The organism is Gemmatimonadota bacterium, from assembly GCA_041390125.1.
GTDB lineage: Bacteria > Gemmatimonadota > Gemmatimonadetes > Longimicrobiales > Gaopeijiaceae > JAGQIF01.
In genome coordinates, this window is record JAWKQN010000009.1 from 103,454 (window position 1) to 124,765 (window position 21,312).

23 protein-coding genes are annotated in these 21,312 nt (G+C 70.4%); 21 read left to right on the top strand and 2 right to left on the bottom strand.

Features of this window, described 5'->3' with window-relative positions; translation table 11 throughout:
* Nucleotides 1-91 precede the first annotated feature (91 nt).
* The 7 genes from R3E98_10975 (at nucleotide 92) to lipB (ending at nucleotide 6,962) form a co-directional block, all read left to right on the top strand.
* The gene (locus R3E98_10975) at nucleotides 92-1,309 is read left to right on the top strand and encodes a phosphoglycerate kinase (GenBank protein ID MEZ4423927.1); all 1,218 of its coding nucleotides are present in this window, start codon (nucleotides 92-94) and stop codon (nucleotides 1,307-1,309) included.
* A complete protein-coding gene (gene tpiA, locus R3E98_10980) occupies nucleotides 1,306-2,055 on the top strand; it encodes a triose-phosphate isomerase (GenBank protein ID MEZ4423928.1) in 750 nt (249 codons plus the stop codon). The genes R3E98_10975 and tpiA overlap by 4 nt, the downstream gene beginning before the upstream one ends.
* A gap of 134 nt (nucleotides 2,056-2,189) precedes the next feature.
* Entirely contained in the window at nucleotides 2,190-2,594 is a 405-nt protein-coding gene (secG, locus tag R3E98_10985; protein MEZ4423929.1) for a preprotein translocase subunit SecG, read from the top strand.
* Nucleotides 2,595-2,604: 10 nt separating this feature from the next.
* A complete protein-coding gene (locus R3E98_10990; GenBank protein ID MEZ4423930.1) occupies nucleotides 2,605-3,663 on the top strand; it encodes a thiamine pyrophosphate-dependent dehydrogenase E1 component subunit alpha in 1,059 nt (352 codons plus the stop codon).
* Nucleotides 3,664-3,672: 9 nt separating this feature from the next.
* Nucleotides 3,673-4,737: an alpha-ketoacid dehydrogenase subunit beta gene (locus R3E98_10995; protein MEZ4423931.1), complete on the top strand. Its 1,065-nt coding sequence runs from the start codon at nucleotides 3,673-3,675 to the stop codon at nucleotides 4,735-4,737.
* Between the two features lie 145 nt (nucleotides 4,738-4,882).
* Nucleotides 4,883-6,280 carry a dihydrolipoamide acetyltransferase family protein gene (locus R3E98_11000; GenBank protein ID MEZ4423932.1) on the top strand — a complete coding sequence of 466 codons (1,398 nt, stop codon included), beginning with the start codon at nucleotides 4,883-4,885 and terminating at the stop codon, nucleotides 6,278-6,280.
* A 7-nt stretch (nucleotides 6,281-6,287) separates the two neighbouring features.
* Complete coding sequence (gene lipB, locus R3E98_11005) at nucleotides 6,288-6,962, top strand: lipoyl(octanoyl) transferase LipB (GenBank protein MEZ4423933.1); 675 nt, start codon at nucleotides 6,288-6,290, stop codon at nucleotides 6,960-6,962.
* 28 nt (nucleotides 6,963-6,990) lie between these two features.
* Here the strand turns inward: lipB and R3E98_11010 are convergent, their stop codons facing one another.
* Entirely contained in the window at nucleotides 6,991-7,542 is a 552-nt protein-coding gene (locus R3E98_11010) for an RNase H family protein (GenBank protein MEZ4423934.1), read from the bottom strand.
* 162 nt (nucleotides 7,543-7,704) lie between these two features.
* Here R3E98_11010 and carA point away from each other — a divergent pair, with 162 nt between their 5' ends.
* The 12 genes from carA (at nucleotide 7,705) to R3E98_11070 (ending at nucleotide 19,220) form a co-directional block, all read left to right on the top strand.
* Nucleotides 7,705-8,838, top strand: coding sequence for a glutamine-hydrolyzing carbamoyl-phosphate synthase small subunit (gene carA / locus R3E98_11015; GenBank protein MEZ4423935.1), 1,134 nt, complete (start codon nucleotides 7,705-7,707; stop codon nucleotides 8,836-8,838).
* 170 nt (nucleotides 8,839-9,008) lie between these two features.
* Nucleotides 9,009-9,317: an HU family DNA-binding protein gene (locus R3E98_11020; GenBank protein ID MEZ4423936.1), complete on the top strand. Its 309-nt coding sequence runs from the start codon at nucleotides 9,009-9,011 to the stop codon at nucleotides 9,315-9,317.
* A 149-nt stretch (nucleotides 9,318-9,466) separates the two neighbouring features.
* Nucleotides 9,467-9,718: a molybdopterin converting factor subunit 1 gene (gene moaD / locus R3E98_11025; protein MEZ4423937.1), complete on the top strand. Its 252-nt coding sequence runs from the start codon at nucleotides 9,467-9,469 to the stop codon at nucleotides 9,716-9,718.
* Nucleotides 9,719-9,724: 6 nt separating this feature from the next.
* Nucleotides 9,725-10,873: a glycosyltransferase family 9 protein gene (locus R3E98_11030; protein ID MEZ4423938.1), complete on the top strand. Its 1,149-nt coding sequence runs from the start codon at nucleotides 9,725-9,727 to the stop codon at nucleotides 10,871-10,873.
* Nucleotides 10,870-11,292: a molybdenum cofactor biosynthesis protein MoaE gene (locus R3E98_11035; protein ID MEZ4423939.1), complete on the top strand. Its 423-nt coding sequence runs from the start codon at nucleotides 10,870-10,872 to the stop codon at nucleotides 11,290-11,292. The genes R3E98_11030 and R3E98_11035 overlap by 4 nt, the downstream gene beginning before the upstream one ends.
* Entirely contained in the window at nucleotides 11,289-12,287 is a 999-nt protein-coding gene (moaA, locus tag R3E98_11040) for a GTP 3',8-cyclase MoaA (GenBank protein ID MEZ4423940.1), read from the top strand. Before R3E98_11035 ends, moaA begins: the two co-directional genes overlap by 4 nt.
* Nucleotides 12,288-12,383: 96 nt before the next feature.
* Nucleotides 12,384-13,313: a malate dehydrogenase gene (gene mdh / locus R3E98_11045; GenBank protein ID MEZ4423941.1), complete on the top strand. Its 930-nt coding sequence runs from the start codon at nucleotides 12,384-12,386 to the stop codon at nucleotides 13,311-13,313.
* 46 nt (nucleotides 13,314-13,359) lie between these two features.
* Nucleotides 13,360-14,037, top strand: coding sequence for a succinate dehydrogenase cytochrome b subunit (locus R3E98_11050; protein MEZ4423942.1), 678 nt, complete (start codon nucleotides 13,360-13,362; stop codon nucleotides 14,035-14,037).
* Between the two features lie 5 nt (nucleotides 14,038-14,042).
* Nucleotides 14,043-15,956, top strand: coding sequence for a fumarate reductase/succinate dehydrogenase flavoprotein subunit (locus tag R3E98_11055; protein MEZ4423943.1), 1,914 nt, complete (start codon nucleotides 14,043-14,045; stop codon nucleotides 15,954-15,956).
* Nucleotides 15,956-16,708: a succinate dehydrogenase/fumarate reductase iron-sulfur subunit gene (locus R3E98_11060; GenBank protein ID MEZ4423944.1), complete on the top strand. Its 753-nt coding sequence runs from the start codon at nucleotides 15,956-15,958 to the stop codon at nucleotides 16,706-16,708. Before R3E98_11055 ends, R3E98_11060 begins: the two co-directional genes overlap by 1 nt.
* A 302-nt stretch (nucleotides 16,709-17,010) precedes the next feature.
* Complete coding sequence (locus R3E98_11065; protein MEZ4423945.1) at nucleotides 17,011-18,738, top strand: amidohydrolase; 1,728 nt, start codon at nucleotides 17,011-17,013, stop codon at nucleotides 18,736-18,738.
* 8 nt (nucleotides 18,739-18,746) lie between these two features.
* Nucleotides 18,747-19,220: an FKBP-type peptidyl-prolyl cis-trans isomerase gene (locus R3E98_11070; protein MEZ4423946.1), complete on the top strand. Its 474-nt coding sequence runs from the start codon at nucleotides 18,747-18,749 to the stop codon at nucleotides 19,218-19,220.
* A 227-nt stretch (nucleotides 19,221-19,447) separates the two neighbouring features.
* On the opposite strand, the gene dcd is transcribed toward R3E98_11070, so the two are convergent.
* Nucleotides 19,448-20,002 (bottom strand): dCTP deaminase, encoded by a 555-nt coding sequence (dcd, locus tag R3E98_11075; GenBank protein ID MEZ4423947.1) that lies wholly within the window; start codon nucleotides 20,000-20,002, stop codon nucleotides 19,448-19,450.
* A 398-nt stretch (nucleotides 20,003-20,400) separates the two neighbouring features.
* Here dcd and R3E98_11080 point away from each other — a divergent pair, with 398 nt between their 5' ends.
* Nucleotides 20,401-20,640: an NADH-quinone oxidoreductase subunit A gene (locus R3E98_11080; GenBank protein MEZ4423948.1), complete on the top strand. Its 240-nt coding sequence runs from the start codon at nucleotides 20,401-20,403 to the stop codon at nucleotides 20,638-20,640.
* Entirely contained in the window at nucleotides 20,631-21,299 is a 669-nt protein-coding gene (locus tag R3E98_11085) for an NADH-quinone oxidoreductase subunit B (protein MEZ4423949.1), read from the top strand. The genes R3E98_11080 and R3E98_11085 overlap by 10 nt, the downstream gene beginning before the upstream one ends.
* Nucleotides 21,300-21,312: the final 13 nt, after the last annotated feature.

Genomic DNA, 21,312 nt, shown 5'->3' on the forward strand with positions numbered 1-21,312 from the left:
CGCGTGCGCTTCCCTTCCGCCGGGTCGCGTGACAGCTTCGGGACACCGACCCGGGGGCCCGCCCCGGCCCGACCTTCCCGCCCCGACATCCATGCGACGCAAGACGATCGACGACCTTCCCGAGGCGGCTCTGCGGGGCCGAACGGTCACCGTCCGTCTGGATCTGAACGTTCCCGTCTCCGACGACGGGCAGGTCCAGGACGACACCCGGATCACCGCCGTGCTGCCCACGCTGCGCCGTCTGCGGGAGGCCGGGGCGCGTCTGGTGCTGCTCTCCCACTTCGGTCGTCCCAAGGGAGCGCCCGACCCCCGCTACTCGCTCGCCCCCGTCTCCGAGCGGCTCTCCGCGCTGCTGGGCGCTCCTGTGCGCTTCCTGCCCCACTGGAAGGGGCCCGACGTCACGGAGGCCGTCGGGGCGCTGTCGGACGGGGAGCTCCTGCTGCTCGAGAACACGCGCTTCGACCCGGGGGAGACGGACAACGACGGGACGCTGGGCGAGGCCTGGGCGTCCTTCACGGACGTCTACGTCAATGACGCGTTCGGGGCTGCGCATCGCGCGCACGCCAGCACCGAGGCGCTGCCGCGCGCCGTTCGGGCCAAGGGCGGGGCAGCGGTCGCCGGTCTGCTGATGGAGCGTGAGCTGCGGTTCCTGGGCAGCGCCCTCGCCGATCCCGAGCGTCCGTTCGTGGCGGTGCTGGGCGGCGCCAAGATCTCGGGCAAGATCGACGTGGTGGAAGCCCTGCTGGGCCGGGTGGACCGACTCATCATCGGCGGCGCGATGGCCAACACCTTCTTCCTCGCGCTCGGCCTCGAGACCGGGGATTCCCTCGTCGAGCCCGACCGCGTGGACATGGCCAAGGAGCTGCTCGACCGGGCCGGGGACCGGCTGCTGTTGCCGGTGGATTGCGTGGTGGCGGACCGGATCGCAGCGGATGCCCGGACCCGTGTGGTCTCCCGCACGGCTGTGCAGCCGGGCGACCGGATCGGTGATGTGGGCCCCGACACCGTGCGCCTGTACACGGACGAAGTGGCCGGGGCCCGTACGCTGGTCTGGAACGGCCCCATGGGGGTCTTCGAGATGGAGCCCTTCGCGGCCGGTACGCTCGCGCTGGCAGAAGCCGTGGCCCGGGCCGCCGACCAGGGTGCCCTGGCGGTGATCGGAGGCGGGGACTCCGCGCTCGCCGCGGAGGTGGCCGGGGTGTCGGAGCGGATGACGCACGTGTCGACCGGTGGGGGGGCCTCGCTCGAGCTGCTGGCGGGAGCCGCGCTTCCGGGCGTGGAGGCCCTGAGCCCCGCGGAGGCCTCATGAGCCGCGCGGTGGTGGTGGCCGGAAACTGGAAGATGAACCATGCGCCTGCGGCCGCGGCGGCGTTCTTCAAGGGGTTGCCCGACCTGTCCGGCGCCCGCGCGGAGGTCCTGGTCTTTCCACCCACCCTCAGCTTCGCCGCGGCCCGCGAGGCCGCCCCCGACCGGATCGCCCTGGGCGTGCAGAACGTCCATTGGGAGGCATCGGGCGCGTTCACCGGGGAGGTGTCGGCCGACATGGCGGTGGAGGCCGGCGCCACGCACGCGCTGGTGGGTCATTCCGAACGTCGCCACCTGTTCGGCGAGACGGACGAGGACGTGGCCCGCAAGACCCAGCGGATCCTCGACACCGGGCTCGTGCCTGTCGTTTGCGTGGGAGAGACCCTCGAGGAGCGCCGGGCCGGGCGGGTGGAGCAGGTGATCCTGGGCCAGCTGGACGCGGTGCTGGACGCCTTCCGGAGCGCCCCCGAGGCGCGGGTGCGGGTGGCCTACGAGCCCGTCTGGGCCATCGGGACGGGCGAGACCGCCACCCCCGGGGATGCCCAGGCCGCGCATGCGGCGTTGCGCCGCCACCTGCGCGCGGCCCTCGGCACCGAGCGCGCCGACGCCGTGCCCCTGCTGTATGGAGGCAGCGTCAAGCCGGACAACGCCGCCGAGCTCCTGGCCGAAGCGGACGTGGACGGGCTGTTGGTGGGCGGCGCCAGCCTGAAGCCCACGGACTTCGCCCGCATCGTCGAGGCGGGCGGCTGAGGCTCCGCGATCGGGGCCGCCACCGGAGCCCCGGCCGACCCTGGGGCCGTCGGGTCCGGGCCGCCGCGGGTTGACGGGTCCGGACCCCTTCGAGAGCTTTTTCGACTGTTCCAGTCGTCACCCCAACTGCGCGCATGCGCGGGTTCTGGCAGCCCATGTACGGACTCCTGCTCGCCCTGATGGTCCTGGTCGGGATCTTCCTCGGCATCGTCGTCCTCCTCCAGGCGGGGAAGGGTGGCGGGCTGGCCGCCATGGGCGGTGGCTCGGGCACCGGTGACGTGCTGGGCGGCCGCCAGGCCACCACCGTCCTGACCCGGGCCACGTGGATCTCCGGCGGCGTCTTCATGGCGTTGGCGCTCATCCTGTCCATCATGTCCTCGCGGGCCCAGGCGCCGCAGTCGATCCTGCAGCCCCAGGCTCCCGTGACCAGCCAGCCCGCACCGGTGCTGCCCGGCGTGACGGATCAGCCGCTGCCGACCACCGACACGCCCGGCGGGGACACCCCGCCGTCCGACGACCCGGGCAACCCCGGGCAGTAGAGGGCCGTCGGTGGCCCCAGGCGCGTCCGACGGGGACCCGGCTCCGGGGCTCTCCCGCACCGATCTCGTCGCGATCTTCCGGGCCATGGTGCTCGGTCGCGCCGCCGAGGAGCGCCTCGAGCTGCTCTTCAAGCAGGGGCACGTGAAGGGGGGCGTGTATCGCGGTCTGGGGCAGGAGGCGTCCGCCGTGGGAGCCGCCTGGGCCCTGCGCCGCCGCACCGACGGCACCGGGGACATCATCGGGCAGACGGTGCGCGCCACGGGCGCGGTCTTCCTCATGGGGGGCACACCCGTCGACTACTTCCGGCAGTATCTCTCGCGGGGGACCGGTCCCACCCGGGGCCGCGAGGCCAACGTGCACTGGTCCGACTTCCAGCGCGGGCTGCTGGGCCCCGTCTCACCGCTCGGCACCATGGCCGAGGTGATGGCCGGCATCACGTTGGCGTTCAAGCTGCGCGGCGAGGACCGTGTGGGCCTCGTGTTCGGCGGCGACGGACAGACGTCGACGGGTGCCTGGCACGAAGGCGTGAACTTCGCAGCCGCGCAGCGGTGTCCCATGGTGATCGCCCTGGAGCACAACCAGTGGGCCTTCTCCACGCCCACCTCCCGGCAGACCCGATTGCAGAGCTTCACCGGGAAGGCCGCCGGCTACGGGGTGCACGCCGAGTCCGTGGACGGCAACGACGTGCTCGCCGTGCATGCGGCGGCGGTCCGCGCCGTCGAGCATGCGCGACGCGGAGCCGGACCGGCCCTCCTGGAGCTGCGCACGTATCGGCGCCTCGGGCATGCCCAGCACGACCCGCAGGACTACGTTCCGGCCACCGAGCTGGCGTACTGGGAGGCGCGCGACCCGGTCACACGCTTCCGACACGTGCTGGAGCAGGAGCACGGCATCCCCGGCTCCGAGCTGGACCATCACGTCCGCACCGCCGAGGAGGAGGTGCGGATCGCGGCCGAGCGCGCCGTGGGCGAGCCGGCGCCCGACGCCCGGGAGGCCGGCGAGCAGGTGCGCAGCGACTTCGACGCGCCCATCCCCTGGACGCGTGCCCAACCGCCCCTTCCTGCCTGATACGAGACGATGTCCTTCAACTTCGAGGGAGCGCCGGCGGGCGCCGGGACCGCGCCCGAACGGCCGGAGCACACCCTGCGCACGGAGCGCGGCGAGCCGGCCACCATGCTGGAGGCCATCGCCGAGGCGCTGTGGGAGGAGATGGAGCGCGACCCGCGGGTCTTCCTGATGGGGGAGGATATCGGGGTCTACGGCGGCGCCTTCAAGGTCACCAAGGGATTCCTGGACCGCTTCGGCGAGCAGCGGGTGATCGACACGCCCATCTCCGAGGCCGGGTTCACCGGCGCGGCCGCGGGCGCGGCCCACATGGGGCTGCGGCCCGTGGTGGAGATGCAGTTCATGGACTTCGTCTCCCCGGCCTACGACGTCATCACCAACTACATCGCCACGTCGCTGTACCGCGGTAGCGGTCCCATGCCGCTCGTGATCCGGGGTCCCGTCGGCGGCGGCAACCGGGGCGGACCCTTCCACTCGCAGAATGTGGAGATGGCGTTCTTCCACACGCCCGGGCTGAAGATCGTCTATCCGTCCAACCCGTACGATGCCAAGGGGCTGCTCAAGGCCGCCATCCGCGACGACGACCCCGTGATCTTCGAGGAGCACAAGGCCCTCTACCGGGCTCCGGCCCTGCGGGCCGTCCTGCCCCGGGAGGACTACACGGTCGAGCTGGGCAAGGCACGGGTCGTGCGGGAGGGGACGGACCTGACCCTGGTGACGTATGGCATGATGGTCCACCGGAGCCTGGAGGCGGCGGAGGTGCTGCACGCCGAGGACGGGGTCTCGGTGGAGGTGCTGGACCTGCGGACCCTGCTCCCGCTGGACGACGAAGCCATCCGGGACTCGGTCCGCAAGACGGGCCGGCTGTTGATCGTGCACGAGGACACCCGCACCGGGGGCATCGCCGGCGAGATCGCCATGCGGATGAACGAACAGGCCTTCGAATGGCTGGACGCGCCGATCCTGCGTGTCACCGCCATCGACGCGCCCGTGCCCTACGCGGGGACATTGGAGGACTACTTCCTGCCGCAGACGGACGACATCGTCACGGCGGGACGCTATCTGGCTCGCTATTAGGCCGCTCCCGACGGGCACGTCGCGTGCCTGCGGGGAGCGTTCGGACGGATGACCGAGGAAACCCGGCGCGACCGGGGGGTATGTGCGGGCCGCACCGCCCCCGGGTGACCGGACGCCCGAGAAGACCCAACAGACGGAGTGACGCGTGGCTCGCATCGAAGTTCCGATGCCCCAGATGGGGGAATCGATCGCTGAGGGAACGGTGTCGAAGTGGCTCAAGCAGGTGGGCGAGCCCGTCGAGCGCGACGAGCCCATCCTCGAGATCTCCACCGACAAGGTGGACGCCGAGATCCCCGCGCCGTCCGCCGGGGTCCTGGCCGAGGTGAAGGTGGGGGAGGGCGAGACGGTCGAGGTGGGCACGGTCGTCGCCTACATCGAGACCGACGTCAGCGCCGCCGCCGCCCCGGCCGCACCGGCGCCGGACGCGCCGGCGGCGGCCCCGAGCCCGGCCGAGGCGTCCGAGCCCGCGCCCTCCGCCCCGGCCGCGGCACCTGCCGCGGCGGCCGCGCCCGCCAACGGAACCGGTCAGGCGCCCGACAGCGCGGAGGAGCGGCTACGCCAGCGCTCCACGCCCGTGGTGCGCAAGATCGCCGAGGAGCACGGGATCGACATCGCGTCCGTCTCCGGCAGCGGGCACGCGGGTCGCGTCACCAAGAGCGACATCCTGAAGCACATCGAGGAGGGGCCCTCCGCTCCGTCGCAGCCCGCCGCTCCGGCGGCCGCGGCGTCCGCCCCGGCGGCGCCCGCGCGACCCGCGGCCTCGGCGCCTTCCGCTGCGCCGTCCGACCTGTGGCAGCGCTTCTACGGGGAGGTGCACCATCCGGAGTTCCCGGTGCGCGAAGGTGACCGCGTCGAGACGATGGACAAGATCCGTCGACTCACGGCCGAACACATGGTGTTGGCCAAGCGCGTGGCGCCCCACGTCCACTCGTTCATCGAGATCGACTTCTCCCGCATCGACGACCTGCGCCGACAGCATCGCGCGTCGTGGGATCAGCAGGGCGTGAAGGTCAGCTACACCACGTTCGTCGCGTGGGCCTGCGCGCGCCTCCTGGGCCAGTATCCGATGGTGAACGCGGCGGTGTCCGGCAACAACGTGATCTACCGCGGTCGCGTGAACCTGGGCATGGCCGTGGACCTGAATCCGGGCCTCATCGTCCCGGTCATCCACGACGCGGCCGACCTGTCGCTCGTGGGCCTGGGCCGCAAGATCATCGACCTTGCGGAGCGCGCGCGTGGCCGCCAGCTCCAGCCGCAGGAGATCCAGGGCGCCACGTTCTCGATCACCAACCCCGGTGTGCTCGGTACGCTGGTCGGCATGCCCATCATCCCCAAGGGGACGTCGGCCATCCTGGGCACGGGCGCCATCGAGAAGCGCGTGGTGGTGGTGAGCGATCCCACGACGGGTGCGGATTCGCTGGCCATCCGCAAGCGTTCGTTCTTCTCGCTCGGCTACGATCACCGGATCGTGGACGGTGCCGACGCGGCGCGCTTCCTCTCCGATCTCAAGGAGCTGCTGGAGGCGTTCCCCGAAGACGCGTAGGCGCACCATGGACGGAACGGTCCCGAGCGCCGTGCGCACCCTCGAGGTGCGCCGGCTCGGGACCGTGGCATATCCGGACGCGCTCGCGCTGCAGGCCGACCTTGTCACCCAGCGACGCAGCGAGGAGATCCCCGATCAACTCCTGCTGCTGCAGCATCCCCATGTCATCACCCTGGGCGCGTCGAGCGATACGGCCCATGTGTTGGCGGACGCCGGCGAGCGCGCGCGGTTGGGCATCGAGTTGCACGAAGTGGGACGTGGGGGCGACGTCACCTATCACGGACCCGGCCAGCTCGTCGGCTATCCCATCCTGGATCTGAAGCCGGACCGCAAGGACCTCCATCGCTATCTGCGTGACCTCGAGGCGGTCCTGATCGACGCGCTGGAGGCGCTCGGGGTCGATGGAGCCGGACGGCGCGAGGGATTGACCGGCGTGTGGCTGCCGACGGGCAAGGTGGCCGCGATCGGAGTACGCGTCTCGTCGGGCTGGATCACGAGCCACGGCTTCGCGCTGAACGTCGCGCCCGACCTCGCCTATTTCAGGACGATCGTCCCGTGCGGGATCGACAACGAGCGCGTGACCAGCGTTTCGGACGCACTCGGTCGTGGGATCGACGTCGCGGAGGTGGAGGACGTGGTCGTCGCGGCCTTCGCGCACCGCTTCGGGCGCGTGGCACGCTGAGCGCGGCGGGGCCGGACGTCCGGGGCGGCTAGCCGCGGTCGGGGTCGAAGGTGGTGTAGCGTCCTCGGGCCCGCTCTTCCGCGAGCCAGGCCAGGAATCCCGATTCGACCAGCCCGCCCGACGTGTCCTGTTCCTGCGCGGCCCGGGTCGCGAGATGGTTGGCGTACTCGTTCCTGGGGTGGCCGGCGTGGCCGCGCACCCAGCTCCAGCGCACCTGGTGTTGCGCGGCGACCCCGTCCAGCCGCTTCCACAGCTCGAGATTCTCGATCGCACCGCCCTTGCGTTGCCACCCCCGTCGCTTCCACCCGTGGATCCACTCGTTCATGCCCTTCACCAGGTACTGGGAGTCCGAGACGAGCTCGACGGCATAGGGCCGGCTCAGGGCCGACAGCGTCTCGATGGCGCTGAGCAGCGCCATCCGGTTGTTCGTCGTGTCGGGCTCGGAGATCCACAGGTCGCGCCGGGCCACACGACCGTCGATCTGCATCTCGAGGAGGCCTCCTGCGCCCCCGGGCGTCGCCCGGTGCTGGAACTGGTTGCCCAGGCAGGATTCGTCCACGTGGATGACCACCGTCTGCATCGGACCTCGGGGCGTGGTAGGGAAGGGCGGTCGGGCGGGCGCAACTTGTGACGATGTCCCGGCGTCGGCCAGAGCCCCGCAGGGCCCGAGGGGCCGCGCAGAGCCCCGTGTCGGCGCGGACGGGTTGACCGCGCGGTGCGGTGCTCTAGCTTTGGGGCCGACATGGTCAGACCCGCGGGAACGCCCGCCTACCTTCTCCTGGAAGACGGCCGTCGCTTCGACGGCACCGCCCTCGGTGCGGAGGGCGTGGCGTTCGGTGAGGTGGTGTTCAACACCTCGATGAGCGGCTACCAGGAAGTGCTGACCGATCCGTCGTACGCCGGGCAGCTCGTCACCATGACGTACCCGCTGATCGGCAACTACGGCGTCAATGCCGAAGACGAGGAGTCCGCGCTCCCGCGCGTCGCCGGGTTCGTCGTGCGGGAGATCGCGCGTCTGCACAGCTCCTGGCGCGCCACCGAAGCCCTCCCCGACTATCTGGCCCGCCATGGCGTCGTGGGCATCACCGACGTGGACACGCGGGCGCTGACGCGCCACATCCGCTCGGTCGGTGCCATGCGCGGCGCGATCGCGCCGACCACGGAGGACGCCGACGGCCTGCTCGAGCGCATCCGCGCGCAGCCGGCGATGGAAGGGCTCGACCTCGCCACGGGCGTCTCCACCTTCGAACCGTACGAGATCCCCGCGGAGGGGAGCGAGCGGTTCCACGTGGTCGCCTACGACTTCGGCGTGAAGGCGCATTCTCCGAAGCTGCTCGCCGAGCGTGGGTGCCGCGTCACGGTCGTGCCGGCCGGGACCGACCTCGCCGGGATCGACGCGCTGCGACCCCACGGCCTGTTCGTATCGAACGGGCCGGGAGATCCCGCGGCGGTCGGGCAGGCGGCCCACGCGATCCGCGAGCTTTCCGCCCGCGACGTCCCGGTGTTCGGGATCTGCCTCGGGCATCAGCTCATCTGCCGCGCCTTCGGGGGCCACACCTACAAGCTTCCGTTCGGGCATCACGGCGGTAACCACCCCGTGCGCAACCTCGACAAGGACACCGTCGAGATCACGGCCCAGAACCACGGATTCGCCGTCCGCATGGGGGAAGGGCGCGAGATCCCGGGCGCTCCCGACCTGGAGCTCACGCACGTCAACCTGTACGACGGCACGTGCGAAGGCGCCCGTCACCGGAGCCGACCCGTCTTCTGCGTGCAGTACCACCCCGAGGCGGCACCCGGACCCCACGACAGCCGCTACCTCTTCGACGACTTCCTGGCGCTCCTCGAATCCCGCGCCGGACGACCCCAGGGCTGAGACGGCGGTCGGCCCCGGGGCCGACCGGGGACCGTAGGTCCGCTTCCCACTTGACGTTGGGACGATCGCCCCGTTACCCTTCGGCCTTTCAGGGGGACCTCAACACCCCCCGTCACCGGCCCTGCCCCCGGGGGCAGCCCCGCCCCAGGGCTGGCAGCGAGGAGGTTGGCATGACGAAGGCCGATCTGGTGGAACAGGTGGCAGAGGCCATCGGGCCGGGGGTCACGAAGAAGGACTGTGCCCTCGTCGTCGATGGATTCCTCAACGCCCTCAAATCCGCCCTCGCCAAGGGCGAGAACATCGAGATCCGCGGCTTCGGCACCTTCAAGGTGAGAGGCCGCCGTAGCCGCATGGCGCGCAATCCCCGCACCGGGGATGCGGTCCGCGTCCCGTCGCGTGCCGTCCCGGTCTTCAAGCCTTCAAAGCACCTGCGGGCCCGGGTCGCTCGGCTCGAGCTTCCGGACGACGACGAGGAATAGCCGCGGGAGCGTCGCCGCCGAACACGTTGGCGTACATCGTGTTGGGCGCATCCACTTCATCTCCGCCATGACGAGCGGCCGACCCGGCGGACCCGCGCGGTCCGACACGAGCCCGGAACCCCGCTCGCGGACGCCGGTGTAGCGCACGCATGAGCCTTCGCGTCCAGACCCTGTTGTTCGCCGCCTACCGGGACCTGGCCGGCACCGGCTCGGTCGAGGTCGACCTCCGGGACGGCGCCACCGTGGCCGACCTGGTCAGCGCCCTCCGGTCCCGGGGCGGCGGCTTCGCGCGCCTCCCGGAGCAGCCCGCCGTGGCGGTCAACCACCGCTACGCGCGCCCGGACCGACCGTTGTCCGCCGGCGATGAGGTGGCGCTGATCCCCCCCGTCGCCGGGGGCTGATCCACGGTGGAGCGGTTCGAGGACCAGCCGCTCGGCGCGCGTCCCCACCTGGCGGTCTTCTCCTCCACCAAGGTCGGGAACTACGTGGTCCTGACCCCCCTTCTGCGGGGCCTCAAGGAGAAGTACCCGGGCGCCACGCTCGACTTCTTCGGCAGCGAGGTCACGCGCGGCTTCGAGGAGTCCAACCCCCACATCGACTTCCGCCACTCGCTCTACGGTTCCGGACCCGACTTCCTGCCTGACTTCCTCGACGCGCTGGCCCGTCGGCGCGCCGCACACGGGCCGTACGACCTGGCGGTCAACTGCGACGAGTTCGCCGAGCTCAATCTGGTGGCCGTGACGGCGCTGGCGCCCCGGTACATCGCCGGCGCTGCCCTCGCGCCGGCGCTCACCGGCAAGCTGCCGCCGGGGGAGCGGCCGGAGCAGCGCATGCTGGCCGATCCCGACTGGAACAGCCCCGATTTCCTGCGGCGGTACCAGGGCGTCCTGGAGACGAACTACATCGCCGAGATCTTCTGCCGGATGGCCTTCGTCACCACCGACTTCTTCCGGCTGGAGCTGGGCAGCGCACCCCCCGCCTTCCCGGTCCCCGATGTGCTGCTGCACGTGACCACGACGCGCAGCGCCAAGATGTGGCCGCTGGCCCACTGGCTGCGCTTGACGGCCTGGTGCCGACAGCAGGGGCTCTCGCTGGGACTGATCGGCAGCGCACCCGACCGCCAGCGCGCGCTCTACCACGCGGGGGAGGACGAGGATCGCCTCCTCGAGGCCGGGACCGTCGTGGACCTCCGCGGCCGGACGCCCTTGCTGGAGCTGGCCGGAGCCCTCGAACGGGCCCGAGCGCTGGTGACGGTCGACGCCGGGCCCCTGCACGTGGCGGCCGCCGTCGGGTGCCCCACCGTGGCCCTCTTCGGCAACGACGCCGAGGGCCACGGCGCCAGCCCACTCCATCTCTGGGCGCCACGCGTGGGCCACGTGCGGGTGCTCCGGAGCCGGGCCACGTGCACCGTCTGCGAGGACAACCGCTTCCGCAACGAGGCCTGCCTGGTGGCGGGACACCCGTGCATGCGCGAGCTTCCATGGGAGGAAGCCGTGACGGCGCTCGAGGCCGCATTGGCTTCACCGCGTCCGCACCCCACCCTCGCCCACCCATGATCCGGATCACCGATCGCGAGATCGACCCGAGCGCGGTGCTGGAGCAGGTCGGTGCCCTCTCCGATGGAGCACAGATCCTGTTCCTGGGCACGGTGCGCAACCACAACGAGGGACGCTCCGTGGATGGCCTCCGATACGAGGCCTACCCGGAGATGGCCATCTCCGTCCTCGAGGAGATCGTGGCGGAAGCGCGGGAGCGCTTCGGCGGGCCGCGGGTTGCGGTCGTCCACCGCATCGGCGCCCTCGACATCGGCGACGTGGCCGTTGCGGTGGCCGTCTCCGCCCCGCATCGGGGAGAGGCGTTCGACGCCGCCCGCTACGTGATGGAGGAGCTGAAGCAGCGCCTCCCGGTCTGGAAGGAGGAGCGCTACGTCGGCGGCGAACGGGAATGGGTCGCCGGCAAGGAGCCGCAGCCATGACACGCGCACCGGACATGGTGGACGGCTTCGGCCGCCGCATCGAATACCTCCGCATCTCGGTCACCGACAAGTGCAACCTCCGCTGCGTGTACTGCATGCCGGAGGAAGGGCTCAACTGGCTCACCCGGGACGAGATCCTGCGGTATGAGGAGATCGCGCGCGTGGTGGAGGTCATGGCGGGGATGGGCCTCAAGCGCGTGCGCATCACGGGGGGCGAGCCGCTCGTCCGCAAGGAGCTCCACCATCTGGTGGCCGCGATCGCTCGCGTCCCCGGCATCGAGGACCTCTCGTTGTCCACCAACGCCGTCCTGTTGGCCGCACAGGCGGACGCGCTCCGCGACGCGGGCGTGCAGCGGGTGAACGTGTCCCTCGATTCCCTCGTGGCCGAACGGCTGGATCGGATCGTCCGGAGGCCTGGATCCTTCGCTGCCATCATGGAGGGGCTGGCAGCGGCCGAGCGCGTGGGCTTCGACCCCATCAAGATCAACTGCGTCCTGATGCGGGGTCAGAACGACGACGAGATCGAAGCGTTCGCCGAGATGACCCGCACGCGCCCGTGGCACGTGCGGTTCATCGAGGTCATGCCCACCGGGTCCAACCTCGACCTGAGCGTGGACGGCTTCGTGTCCTGCCAGGAGGCGTTGGAGCGGGTACGGCGGATCGGGCGCATCGAGCCGGTCGACGGGCCGGGAGGAAACGGACCGGCCACCTACTACCGCTTCCCGGATGCGGCCGGGACCATCGGGGTCATCACCCCCATGAGCCACAACTTCTGCCATCGCTGCAACCGCATGCGCCTGACCGCGGACGGGCACCTGCGGCCCTGTCTCTTCGGTGACCTGCAGACCAATCTCCGCGATCCTCTGCGGCGCGGCGAAGACCTCGTCCCCCGGATCGAGGAGACGCTCCGCATCAAGCCCGAACGCCACCACCTCGTCCAGGGATCCACCCTCGGATCGGGAGGCCTCGTCGCCCTCTCCCAGACCGGCGGATGAGGCGGGAACGTCTCTCCGGACCCCGGGTAGCGGAGCGCCGTGCCGAAAATCCGGGGACGCACCCCAACGTCAGCCACAGGAAGGAATTCGAAGCCCATGAGCACCGGTAAGATCACCGTCGTCGGAGCCGGCCACGTCGGAGCGACCTGCGCACAGCGCATCGCGGAGAAGTCCCTGGCCCGCGAGGTCGTCCTCATCGACATCGTCGAGGGCGTCCCGCAGGGGAAGGGGCTCGATCAGTGGGAGAGCGCTCCGATCGAAGGCTTCGACACGCGGGTGATCGGTGCCAACGACTACGAGCCCGCCGCCGGGTCGGACATCTTCGTCGTCACGGCCGGGATCGCGCGCAAGCCCGGGATGAGCCGCGACGACCTCCTCAAGACGAACGCGGGTATCGTCTCGTCGGTCTCCAAGGAGATCGCGCGGGTGGCGCCGGACTCCATCATCATCATGGTGTCCAACCCGCTCGACGTGATGTCCTGGGTGGCCATGAAGGAGACAGGCTTCCCGCGTGAGCGCGTGATCGGCATGGCCGGCGTGCTGGACACGGCCCGCTACCGCTCCTTCATCGCGCTGGAGCTGAACGTCTCCGTCGCCGACATCCAGGCGCTCGTCCTGGGCGGCCACGGCGACACCATGGTGCCGCTCGCCTCCTACACCTCGGTCTCCGGCATCCCGCTCACGCAGCTGCTTCCCCAGGACCGGATCGACGCGCTGGTGGACCGGACCCGCAAGGGCGGCGCCGAGATCGTGGGCTACCTGAAGACGGGCAGCGCCTACTACGCCCCTTCCTCCGCAGCCGTCCAGATGGTGGAAGCCATCGTCCAGGATCGGCGCCGCATCCTGCCCTGCGCCGCATACCTGACGGGCGAGTATGGCGAGGACGACATCTTCCTCGGCGTGCCGTGCAAGCTCGGCGCGGGCGGCCTGCAGCAGATCCTCGAGGTGGAGCTCACGGACGCCGAGAAGGCCGAGCTGAAGGCCAGCGCCGAAGCGGTGCGCAGCACCATCGACGTCGTCCGCTGAACCGTCCCACCCCAGGAGCGACACGGAAGGGAGGAGACCGGTGCCTGTGAGCCGAGGGCTCTGGGAGACCACGGTCGGCAAGAAGGTGGCGATGGCCGCGACCGGCCTGTTGCTCGTCGGCTTCGTGCTCGGCCACATGGCGGGGAACCTGAAGGCCTTCCTGGGCCCCGACTCGTTCAACCACTACGCGGAATGGCTCCGGGTGGTCGGGGAGCCCGCCCTGCCGCGTGGCGTGGCGCTGTGGCTCGCGCGGGTCGTGCTCCTCGCCGCGGTGGTCGTGCACATCGTGGCGGCCGTACAGCTCGCGCGCCGTAGCCGCGCGGCCCGTCCCCAGGGCTACGAGAAGGAGGACTCCCTCACGTTCTCGTACGCGTCGCGCACCATGCGCTGGGGTGGCGTCATCATCGCACTCTTCGTGGTGTACCACATCCTGCACTTCACGACCGGCACCGCGCACCGGGACTTCGTCGCGGGCGAGCCCTACCGCAACCTCGTGGTCGGGTTCTCGAGCCCGTTGGTCGTGGGGGTCTACCTGCTGGCCATCGCCGCCTTGAGCTTCCATCTGTATCACGGCATCTGGAGCGTCTTCCAGACCTTCGGCATCGCGGGCTCCGCGCGCACGCCCTGGCGCAGGTCGGTGGCGGCCGGCGTCGCCGGGGTGCTCTTCGTCGGCTTCATGGCCGTCCCCTTCGGAGTCCTGCTGGGGCTCATCACCCTTCCATGAGCGCCATGAACCTCGACGCACGGATCCCGACCGGGCCGATCCAGGAGAAGTGGGAGCGTCACCGCTTCGAGATGAAGCTGGTCAACCCGGCCAACAAGAGGCGCTTCGACGTGATCGTCGTGGGCACCGGCCTGGCCGGTGGTGCCGCCTCGGCTACCCTGGCCGAGCTCGGCTATCGGGTGAAGACCTTCACCTTCCACGATTCGCCGCGGCGGGCCCACTCCATCGCGGCGCAGGGCGGCATCAATGCCGCCAAGAACTACCAGAGCGACGGGGACTCCGTCTTCCGTCTGTTCTACGACACGGTCAAGGGCGGAGACTTCCGTTCCCGCGAGGCCAACGTCTACCGCCTGGCCGAGCTCAGCCTCGAGATCATCGACCAGGCCGTGGCGCAGGGCGTGCCGTTCGCACGTGAATACGGCGGGCTGCTCGCCAACCGGTCCTTCGGGGGTGCGCAGGTGTCGCGCACCTTCTATGCCCGCGGTCAGACCGGTCAGCAGCTGCTGTTGGGCGCCTATCAGGCCCTCATGCGGCAGGTGGCGCTGGGAACCGTGGAGCTGCACCCGCGCCAGGAGATGCTGGACGTCGTGCTCGTCGACGGGCGCGCCCGTGGCATCGTGACGCGCGACCTCCTGTCGGGTCGGGTGGAGTCGCATGCCGCCGATGCCGTGATCCTGGCCACGGGGGGATACTCCAACGTCTTCTTCCTCTCCACCAACGCCAAGAAGTCCAACGTCACCGCGGCGTGGCGGGCCCACCGGCGCGGAGCCGCGTTCGCGAACCCCTGCTTCACCCAGATCCATCCGACCTGCATCCCGCCCAACGGGGAGTATCAGTCCAAGCTCACGCTGATGAGCGAATCGCTCCGCAACGACGGGCGCATCTGGGTGCCCGCGGCGGAGGGAGATCGGCGGCCGCCGGATCAGATCCCCGATGCCGAGCGCGACTACTACCTGGAGCGCATCTACCCGAGCTTCGGCAACCTCAGCCCGCGCGACATCGCGTCGCGCCGGGCCAAGGAGATGGTCGACTCCGGTCACGGAGTGGGGCCGCTGCAGAATGGCGTCTACCTGGACTTCCGGGATGCCATCCAGCGGATCGGACGCAATGCCGTGTCCGAGCGCTACGGGAATCTCTTCGCCATGTACGAGAAGATCACCGGCGAGGACCCGTACCGTACGCCCATGCGCATCTATCCAGCCCCGCACTACACCATGGGCGGCCTGTGGGTGGACTACGACCTCATGACCACGGTGCCCGGGCTGTTCGCCATCGGTGAAGCCAACTTCTCCGATCACGGCGCCAACCGCCTCGGAGCCTCCGCGTTGATGCAGGGCCTGGCGGACGGCTACTTCATCATGCCGTTGACGATCGGCAACTACCTGGCACGCACCAAGCAGGACGACGTGGACGTGCACCACTCCGCGTTCGTGGACACGGAGGCGCAGGTGAGCGAGCGCACGCGCCGCCTGCTCGACAACAAGGGAACCCGGTCGGTGGACTCCCTCCACATGGAGCTCGGCCGCCTCATGTGGAACGCGTGCGGGATGGAGCGCTCGCGCGAAGGGCTTCTGGACGCCCTGGAGAAGCTTCCGGCGCTACGGGAGACCTTCTGGAAGGAGGTCAACGTGCCCGGGAGCGGGGACACGCTCAACGAATCGATTGAAAAGGCAGGTCGCGTCGCCGACTACTTCGAGCTCGCAGAGCTGATGTGTCGCGACGCGCTCACCCGGGAGGAGTCGTGCGGGGCCCACTACCGGGTGGAGTATACGACAGACGAGGGTGAGGCCCGGCGCGAGGACGACGAGTTCGCGCACGTGGCCGCCTGGGAGTGGACCGGGGATCCTTCGGCGCCGGTGCGCCACCAGGAGGAGCTGGTCTTCGACTACGTGCCCTTCTCGCAGCGGAGCTACAAGTAGTGAACCTGACTCTCCGGGTCTGGCGGCAGGACTCGCCCACGACGCGCGGGCGCTTCGAGCGCTACAGCGCGCAGGACATCTCCCCGGACATGTCGTTCCTGGACATGCTCGACCTGGTCAACGAGCAGATCATGGCCGGCGGGGGGGAGCCCATCCAGTTCGAGCATGACTGCCGCGAGGGCATCTGCGGCTCGTGCGGCATGATGATCAACGGACGCGCCCACGGGCCCAATGCCCGCACCACGGCGTGTCAGCTGCACATGCGCTCCTTCAAGGACGGGGACGAGATCTGGATCGAGCCGTTCCGGGCCGATGCCTTCCCGGTCATCCGGGATCTGGTCGTGGACCGGACCGCGTTCGACCGGATCATCGAGGCGGGCGGCTACATCTCGGTGCGGACCGGCAGCGCGCCGGACGCCAACGCATTGCCGGTGGGGAAGGAGAACGCCGAGGCGGCGTTCGACGCGGCGGCCTGCATCAGTTGTGGAGCGTGTGTGGCGGCCTGCCCCAACGCGTCCGCCATGCTCTTCACGTCCGCCAAGGTGAGCCACCTCGGCCTGCTGCCGCAGGGTCAGCCGGAGCGCTACACGCGCGTGGTGGCCATGGTGGCCCAGCACGACGACGAGGGCTTCGGCAACTGCACCAACCACGGCGCCTGCGAGAACGCGTGTCCCAAGGGGATCACGCTCGCGAACATCGCGCGCCTGAACCGGGACGTGCTGCGCGCCGGGCTGGTCGGTCCGCGTACCTGAGCGAGGGCGGCGCGCCCCGCGCGAACGTCCTTCCCTCCCGTCCGGTCGCCGATGCGGAGCGCGTCCCGCCGCGGCCGCGCGGGTGGCCCCCGGAACGGCCGGCCGGATCGATCGCGGCCTGCGCTTGCAGCCCCGGGCCCGGCGGACCTACCGTCCCCGGATCGTTCCCCGGAGGACTTCCGCCCATGATGCCCGTCCCGTTCCATCCCCCGGCCCGCGCGACGCGGCCCCCGGCGGGCCCGGTCCTCCCGGTCCGGTCCCGGACGAACAGGCTCTCCCGCCGGTCCTGCGCCCGGCTGGCGATGACGCTGCCGATCCTGTTCCTGGCTCCCTCCTGTGTCCAGGCGCCGGCCGGAGAGGGCGTGGACCTGCTCCTGGTGGACGGGACCGTCTGGACCGGGGTGCAGGGCGCCCCCTACGCCGAGGCCGTGGCCGCCCGGGGCGGCCGGATCGTCTACGTGGGCTCCTCTGCGGGCGCCCGGCGCCTGGTGGGGCCCTCCACACGTGTCCTGGAACTGGACGGCCGCTTCGTGGCGCCCGGCTTCATCGACAACCACACGCACTTCAACCGGGCCGGTGAGCTCCTGCTCGGCGTGAACCTGCTGGACGTGGCGGACGAGGAGGGGCTGGTGCGCCGGGTCGGAGAGGCCGCCGAGCGGCTCCCCGACGGGGCGTGGATGGTGGGCGGCATGTGGGGCGCCTACGAGCAGTGGGGCCAGAGCTCGACCGGCCGGGGCGGCGACGGCCCCACCGGCCCGCCCTTCCGGCCGGAGCGGAGCGGCATCGACGCCGTATCCGACGCCAACCCCGCGCTGCTCTGGAACTGGGACCGCAGCCAGCACCTCGCCAACGGCGCGGCCCTGGCGGCCGCGGGCGCCACCTGTGCCTGGGCGGGTGTCGAGTGCGGGGACGGTGTCCCCACGGGTCGCGTCTCCGCGGACGCGGCCGCACGCATCCAGGCCGCCATGCCGCCCAAGACCCTGGAGCAGCGCCTGGCCGAGGCGCGGGTGGCCCTGCAGCAGCTCCGGGAGCTGGGGGTCACGACGTTCTTCGACATCACGCCGCCGGAGCAGTTGCCGGTCTACGAGGCGCTGCGCGAGGGCGGAGAGCTCACGGCGCGCGTGAACGTGCGTCCGGTGCTGGATTCCTGGGACGAGCTGGCCGCCGTCGGGATCGGCCACGGCTTCGGGGACGACTGGATCCGCTTCGGCGGACTCAAGGGGTTCGTGGACGGCATCATGGGCAACTCGAGCGCCCACTTCTACGAGCCCTACCTCACCACCGGCGTGCGGGGCAGCTGGCGTGACGCCGGCAACACGGGCCACGTCACGGGCCAGGGCTCCGGCCTCGAGCCGGCCGGCAACATGGAGCGGCTGCTGTTCGGCGCGGACTCGATCGGGCTGTCCCCGCGGGTGCACGCCATCGGCGATCAGGCCGTCGATACGCTCATCGATCTCATGGAGAAGGTGATCCGTGAGCACGGTCCGCGGCCGGATCGCCGCTTCGCCATCATCCATACCCAGGTTCTCTCCGGCGCCGAGGCCGCGGAGCGGATGGCCCGCCTGGGGATCATCGCGGAGGTGCAGCCGTACCACACCATCGACGACATGCGCTGGATGGAGGAGCGGATCGGCGCCCGTTCGCGGTGGGCCTACGCGTTCCGCACCCTCCACGATGCGGGCGTGGTGCTGTCGTTCGGCAGCGACTGGCCCGGGACCAACGCGGCCTGGTACACGGCCGATCCGCTGCAGGGGATGTACGCCGCCGTGACGCGGCAGACGCTGGACGGACAGCCGGCCGAGGGCTGGTTCCCCGAGGAGCGCATCGACGTGGAGACCGCGCTGCGCGCGTATACCGTCAACAACGCGTTCGCGGCCGGGGAAGAGGACCGGAAGGGAACCCTCGAGGTGGGCAAGCTCGCCGACCTCGTGGTGCTGGAGGCCGATCCGCTGACGGCGGAGCCGGCGACGCTCAAGGACATTCGGGTCGACTACACCATCGTGGACGGACGGGTCGTCCACCAACGCTGAGAGGACGGATGGTCGGAAGGACGTCGGTGAAGTACGGTCTGCTGGTGCTGTGCGCCCTGGCCGTGGGCGCGTGCGGGGACGACAGCGACCCCGTGGGAACGGAGACGCCGGAGCAGACGACGTTCAGCCCCATCCTGGGCGTGGACCTGTCGCAGATGACCCGGTTGCCCAGCGGCCTCTACTACCGGGACCTCACGGTGGGGACCGGCGCGGAGGCGCAGGTGGGGGACCGGGTGCGGATGGGGTACTCGGGCTGGCTGCCGGACGGGACGCTGTTCGATGGCGGGACGCTCACGCCTTTCGTGTTGGGTGAGGGGCGGGTGATCGAAGGCTGGGAGATCGGCATCCCCGGCATGCGCGTGGGAGGGACGCGGAAGCTGGTCATCCCGTCCGCGCTGGGGTACGGAAACCAGCCGAACGGGCCCATCCCGGCCAAGTCCGTGCTGGTCTTCGACGTGGAGCTGCTCGAGATCGTTCCCTAGCGGGCCGGCTCCCTCGCCGCCGAACGGGGTCCTCCGCCATGCGGGGGACCCTCCGCGCGCCTTCAGGGCCACGGGTCCGGGGTGCCCCTGCGCGGTCCCCTACGCCTTCCAGGCAACCAGGTCGGGGTGACCCTGCGCGGTCTCCCACGCCTTCCAGGCAACCAGGTCCGGCGCGACTGCGCGGTCCCCCCACGCCCGCCTGGGGGCGGGCAGACCGCCATGCCCGATCACATGCGGGGCAGCGTCACCCCCACCTGCTTCTGGTACTTCCCCTTCCGGTCCGCATACGCGATCTCCGGCTCCTCGGTGCCACGGAAGAACAGCAGCTGACTGATGCCTTCGTTCGCGTAGATCTTGGCGGGCAGCGGCGTGGTGTTGGAGATCTCCAACGTCAGGTAGCCCTCCCAGGTGGGCTCCAGCGGCGTCACGTTCACGATGATGCCGCAGCGCGCGTAGGTGGACTTGCCCAGGCAGATCACCAGCACGTCGCGGGGGATGCGGAAGTACTCCACCGTGCGCGCCAGCGCGAACGAGTTCGGTGGGATGATGCATTCGTCCGCCATCACGTCCACGAAGGAGCGGTCGTCGAACTGCTTGGGGTCCACCACCACGTTGTGCACGTTGGTGAAGACCTTGAACTCGGGGGCGACCCGGATGTCGTAGCCGTAGGACGACAGCCCGTAGGAGATCACGCCGGAGCGCACCTGGCCGGCTTCGAAGGGCTCGATCATGCCGTGCTCCTCGGCCATACGGCGGATCCAGCGGTCGCTCTGGATGGACATCTCGTCTCCTGGTGGGTCGCGGGTCTCCGGCGCCGGGCCGGGAGGGCTCCCGGGGGCACGGATCGGTGGGTCCGGGTTCCGAACCGGGGTCTCCCGGCGGGGTACGCACAGGAGGAAGGGGCGGGCGGCAAGATAGATGGGGCCTCGGATGCCGGCAAACCCAAGATATGGGGGGTCGGACGCCCGTTCACGGGGGGTGGATCGGCTTGCCGGCACCCCCTGTCGCCGGTAGATTCTCGCCGCTCCGACTCGTGAACGATTTCACATAAAAGCGCGGGGGCATGTCGGGAACGTACGTCCCGGTACTCATCCTTCTGGGCCTCTCGGTCGCACAGGCCGTGGGCATGGTCGTCGTCTCGCACATCCTGTCGGACCGCAGACCGACCCCAGAGAAGGAGATGCCATACGAATCGGGGATGGTCCCGCTGGGATCGACCCGACACCGCTTCTCGGTGAAGTTCTACCTGGTCGCCATCAGCTTCATCGTCTTCGATCTCGAGGCCGTGTTCCTCATCCCGTGGGCCGTGCGCATGCGCGAGCTGGGGTGGGGCCCCTTCCTGGCCGTCAGCCTCTTCGTGGTCGTTCTGACCCTGGGGCTGGTCTACGAATGGAAGAAGGGAGGCCTGGAATGGGACTGAATCCCACGGACGTGAAAGGGCAGGGCATCGTCGGGGAAGGAAGCCCGACGTTCCTGACCACCAAGCTGGACTTCGTCATCAACTGGGCGCGGCGCAACTCGCTGTGGCCCATGCCGTTCGGAACCGCCTGCTGCGCCATCGAGATGATGGCCTCGGCGGCCAGCAACTTCGACCTGGCGCGCTTCGGGATGGAGCGTATGTCGTTCAGCCCGCGCCAGGCGGACGTGCTCATCTGCGCGGGGCGGGTGCCCTACAAGCTCGCGCCCGTGCTGCGGCGCATCTGGGACCAGATGCCGCAGCCCAAGTGGTGCGTGTCGATGGGCGCCTGCGCCAGCTCGGGCGGGGTGTTCGACGTCTATTCGATGGTGCAGGGGATCGACACCATCATCCCCGTGGATGTCTACGTCCCTGGCTGCCCGCCGCGGCCCGAGGGCCTCATCTACGGCCTCATGATGATCCAGGAGAAGATCCGCGAGGAGAGCCTGACCCATCGCGACGTCCTGCGGGCCGAGGAGGCCATGGCGGCCGGCCGGCCGCGTGCGTCCGAGCAGCAGGTCGTGGAGCTGACCGGTCCCTTCGGCAACTCCACCCGTCAGAACCGGGTCAGCGGCCTCGTGGAGACGGACGCGCAGAGCCGACCCAAGGACCGCATTCCGTGACCCACGGAGGGTG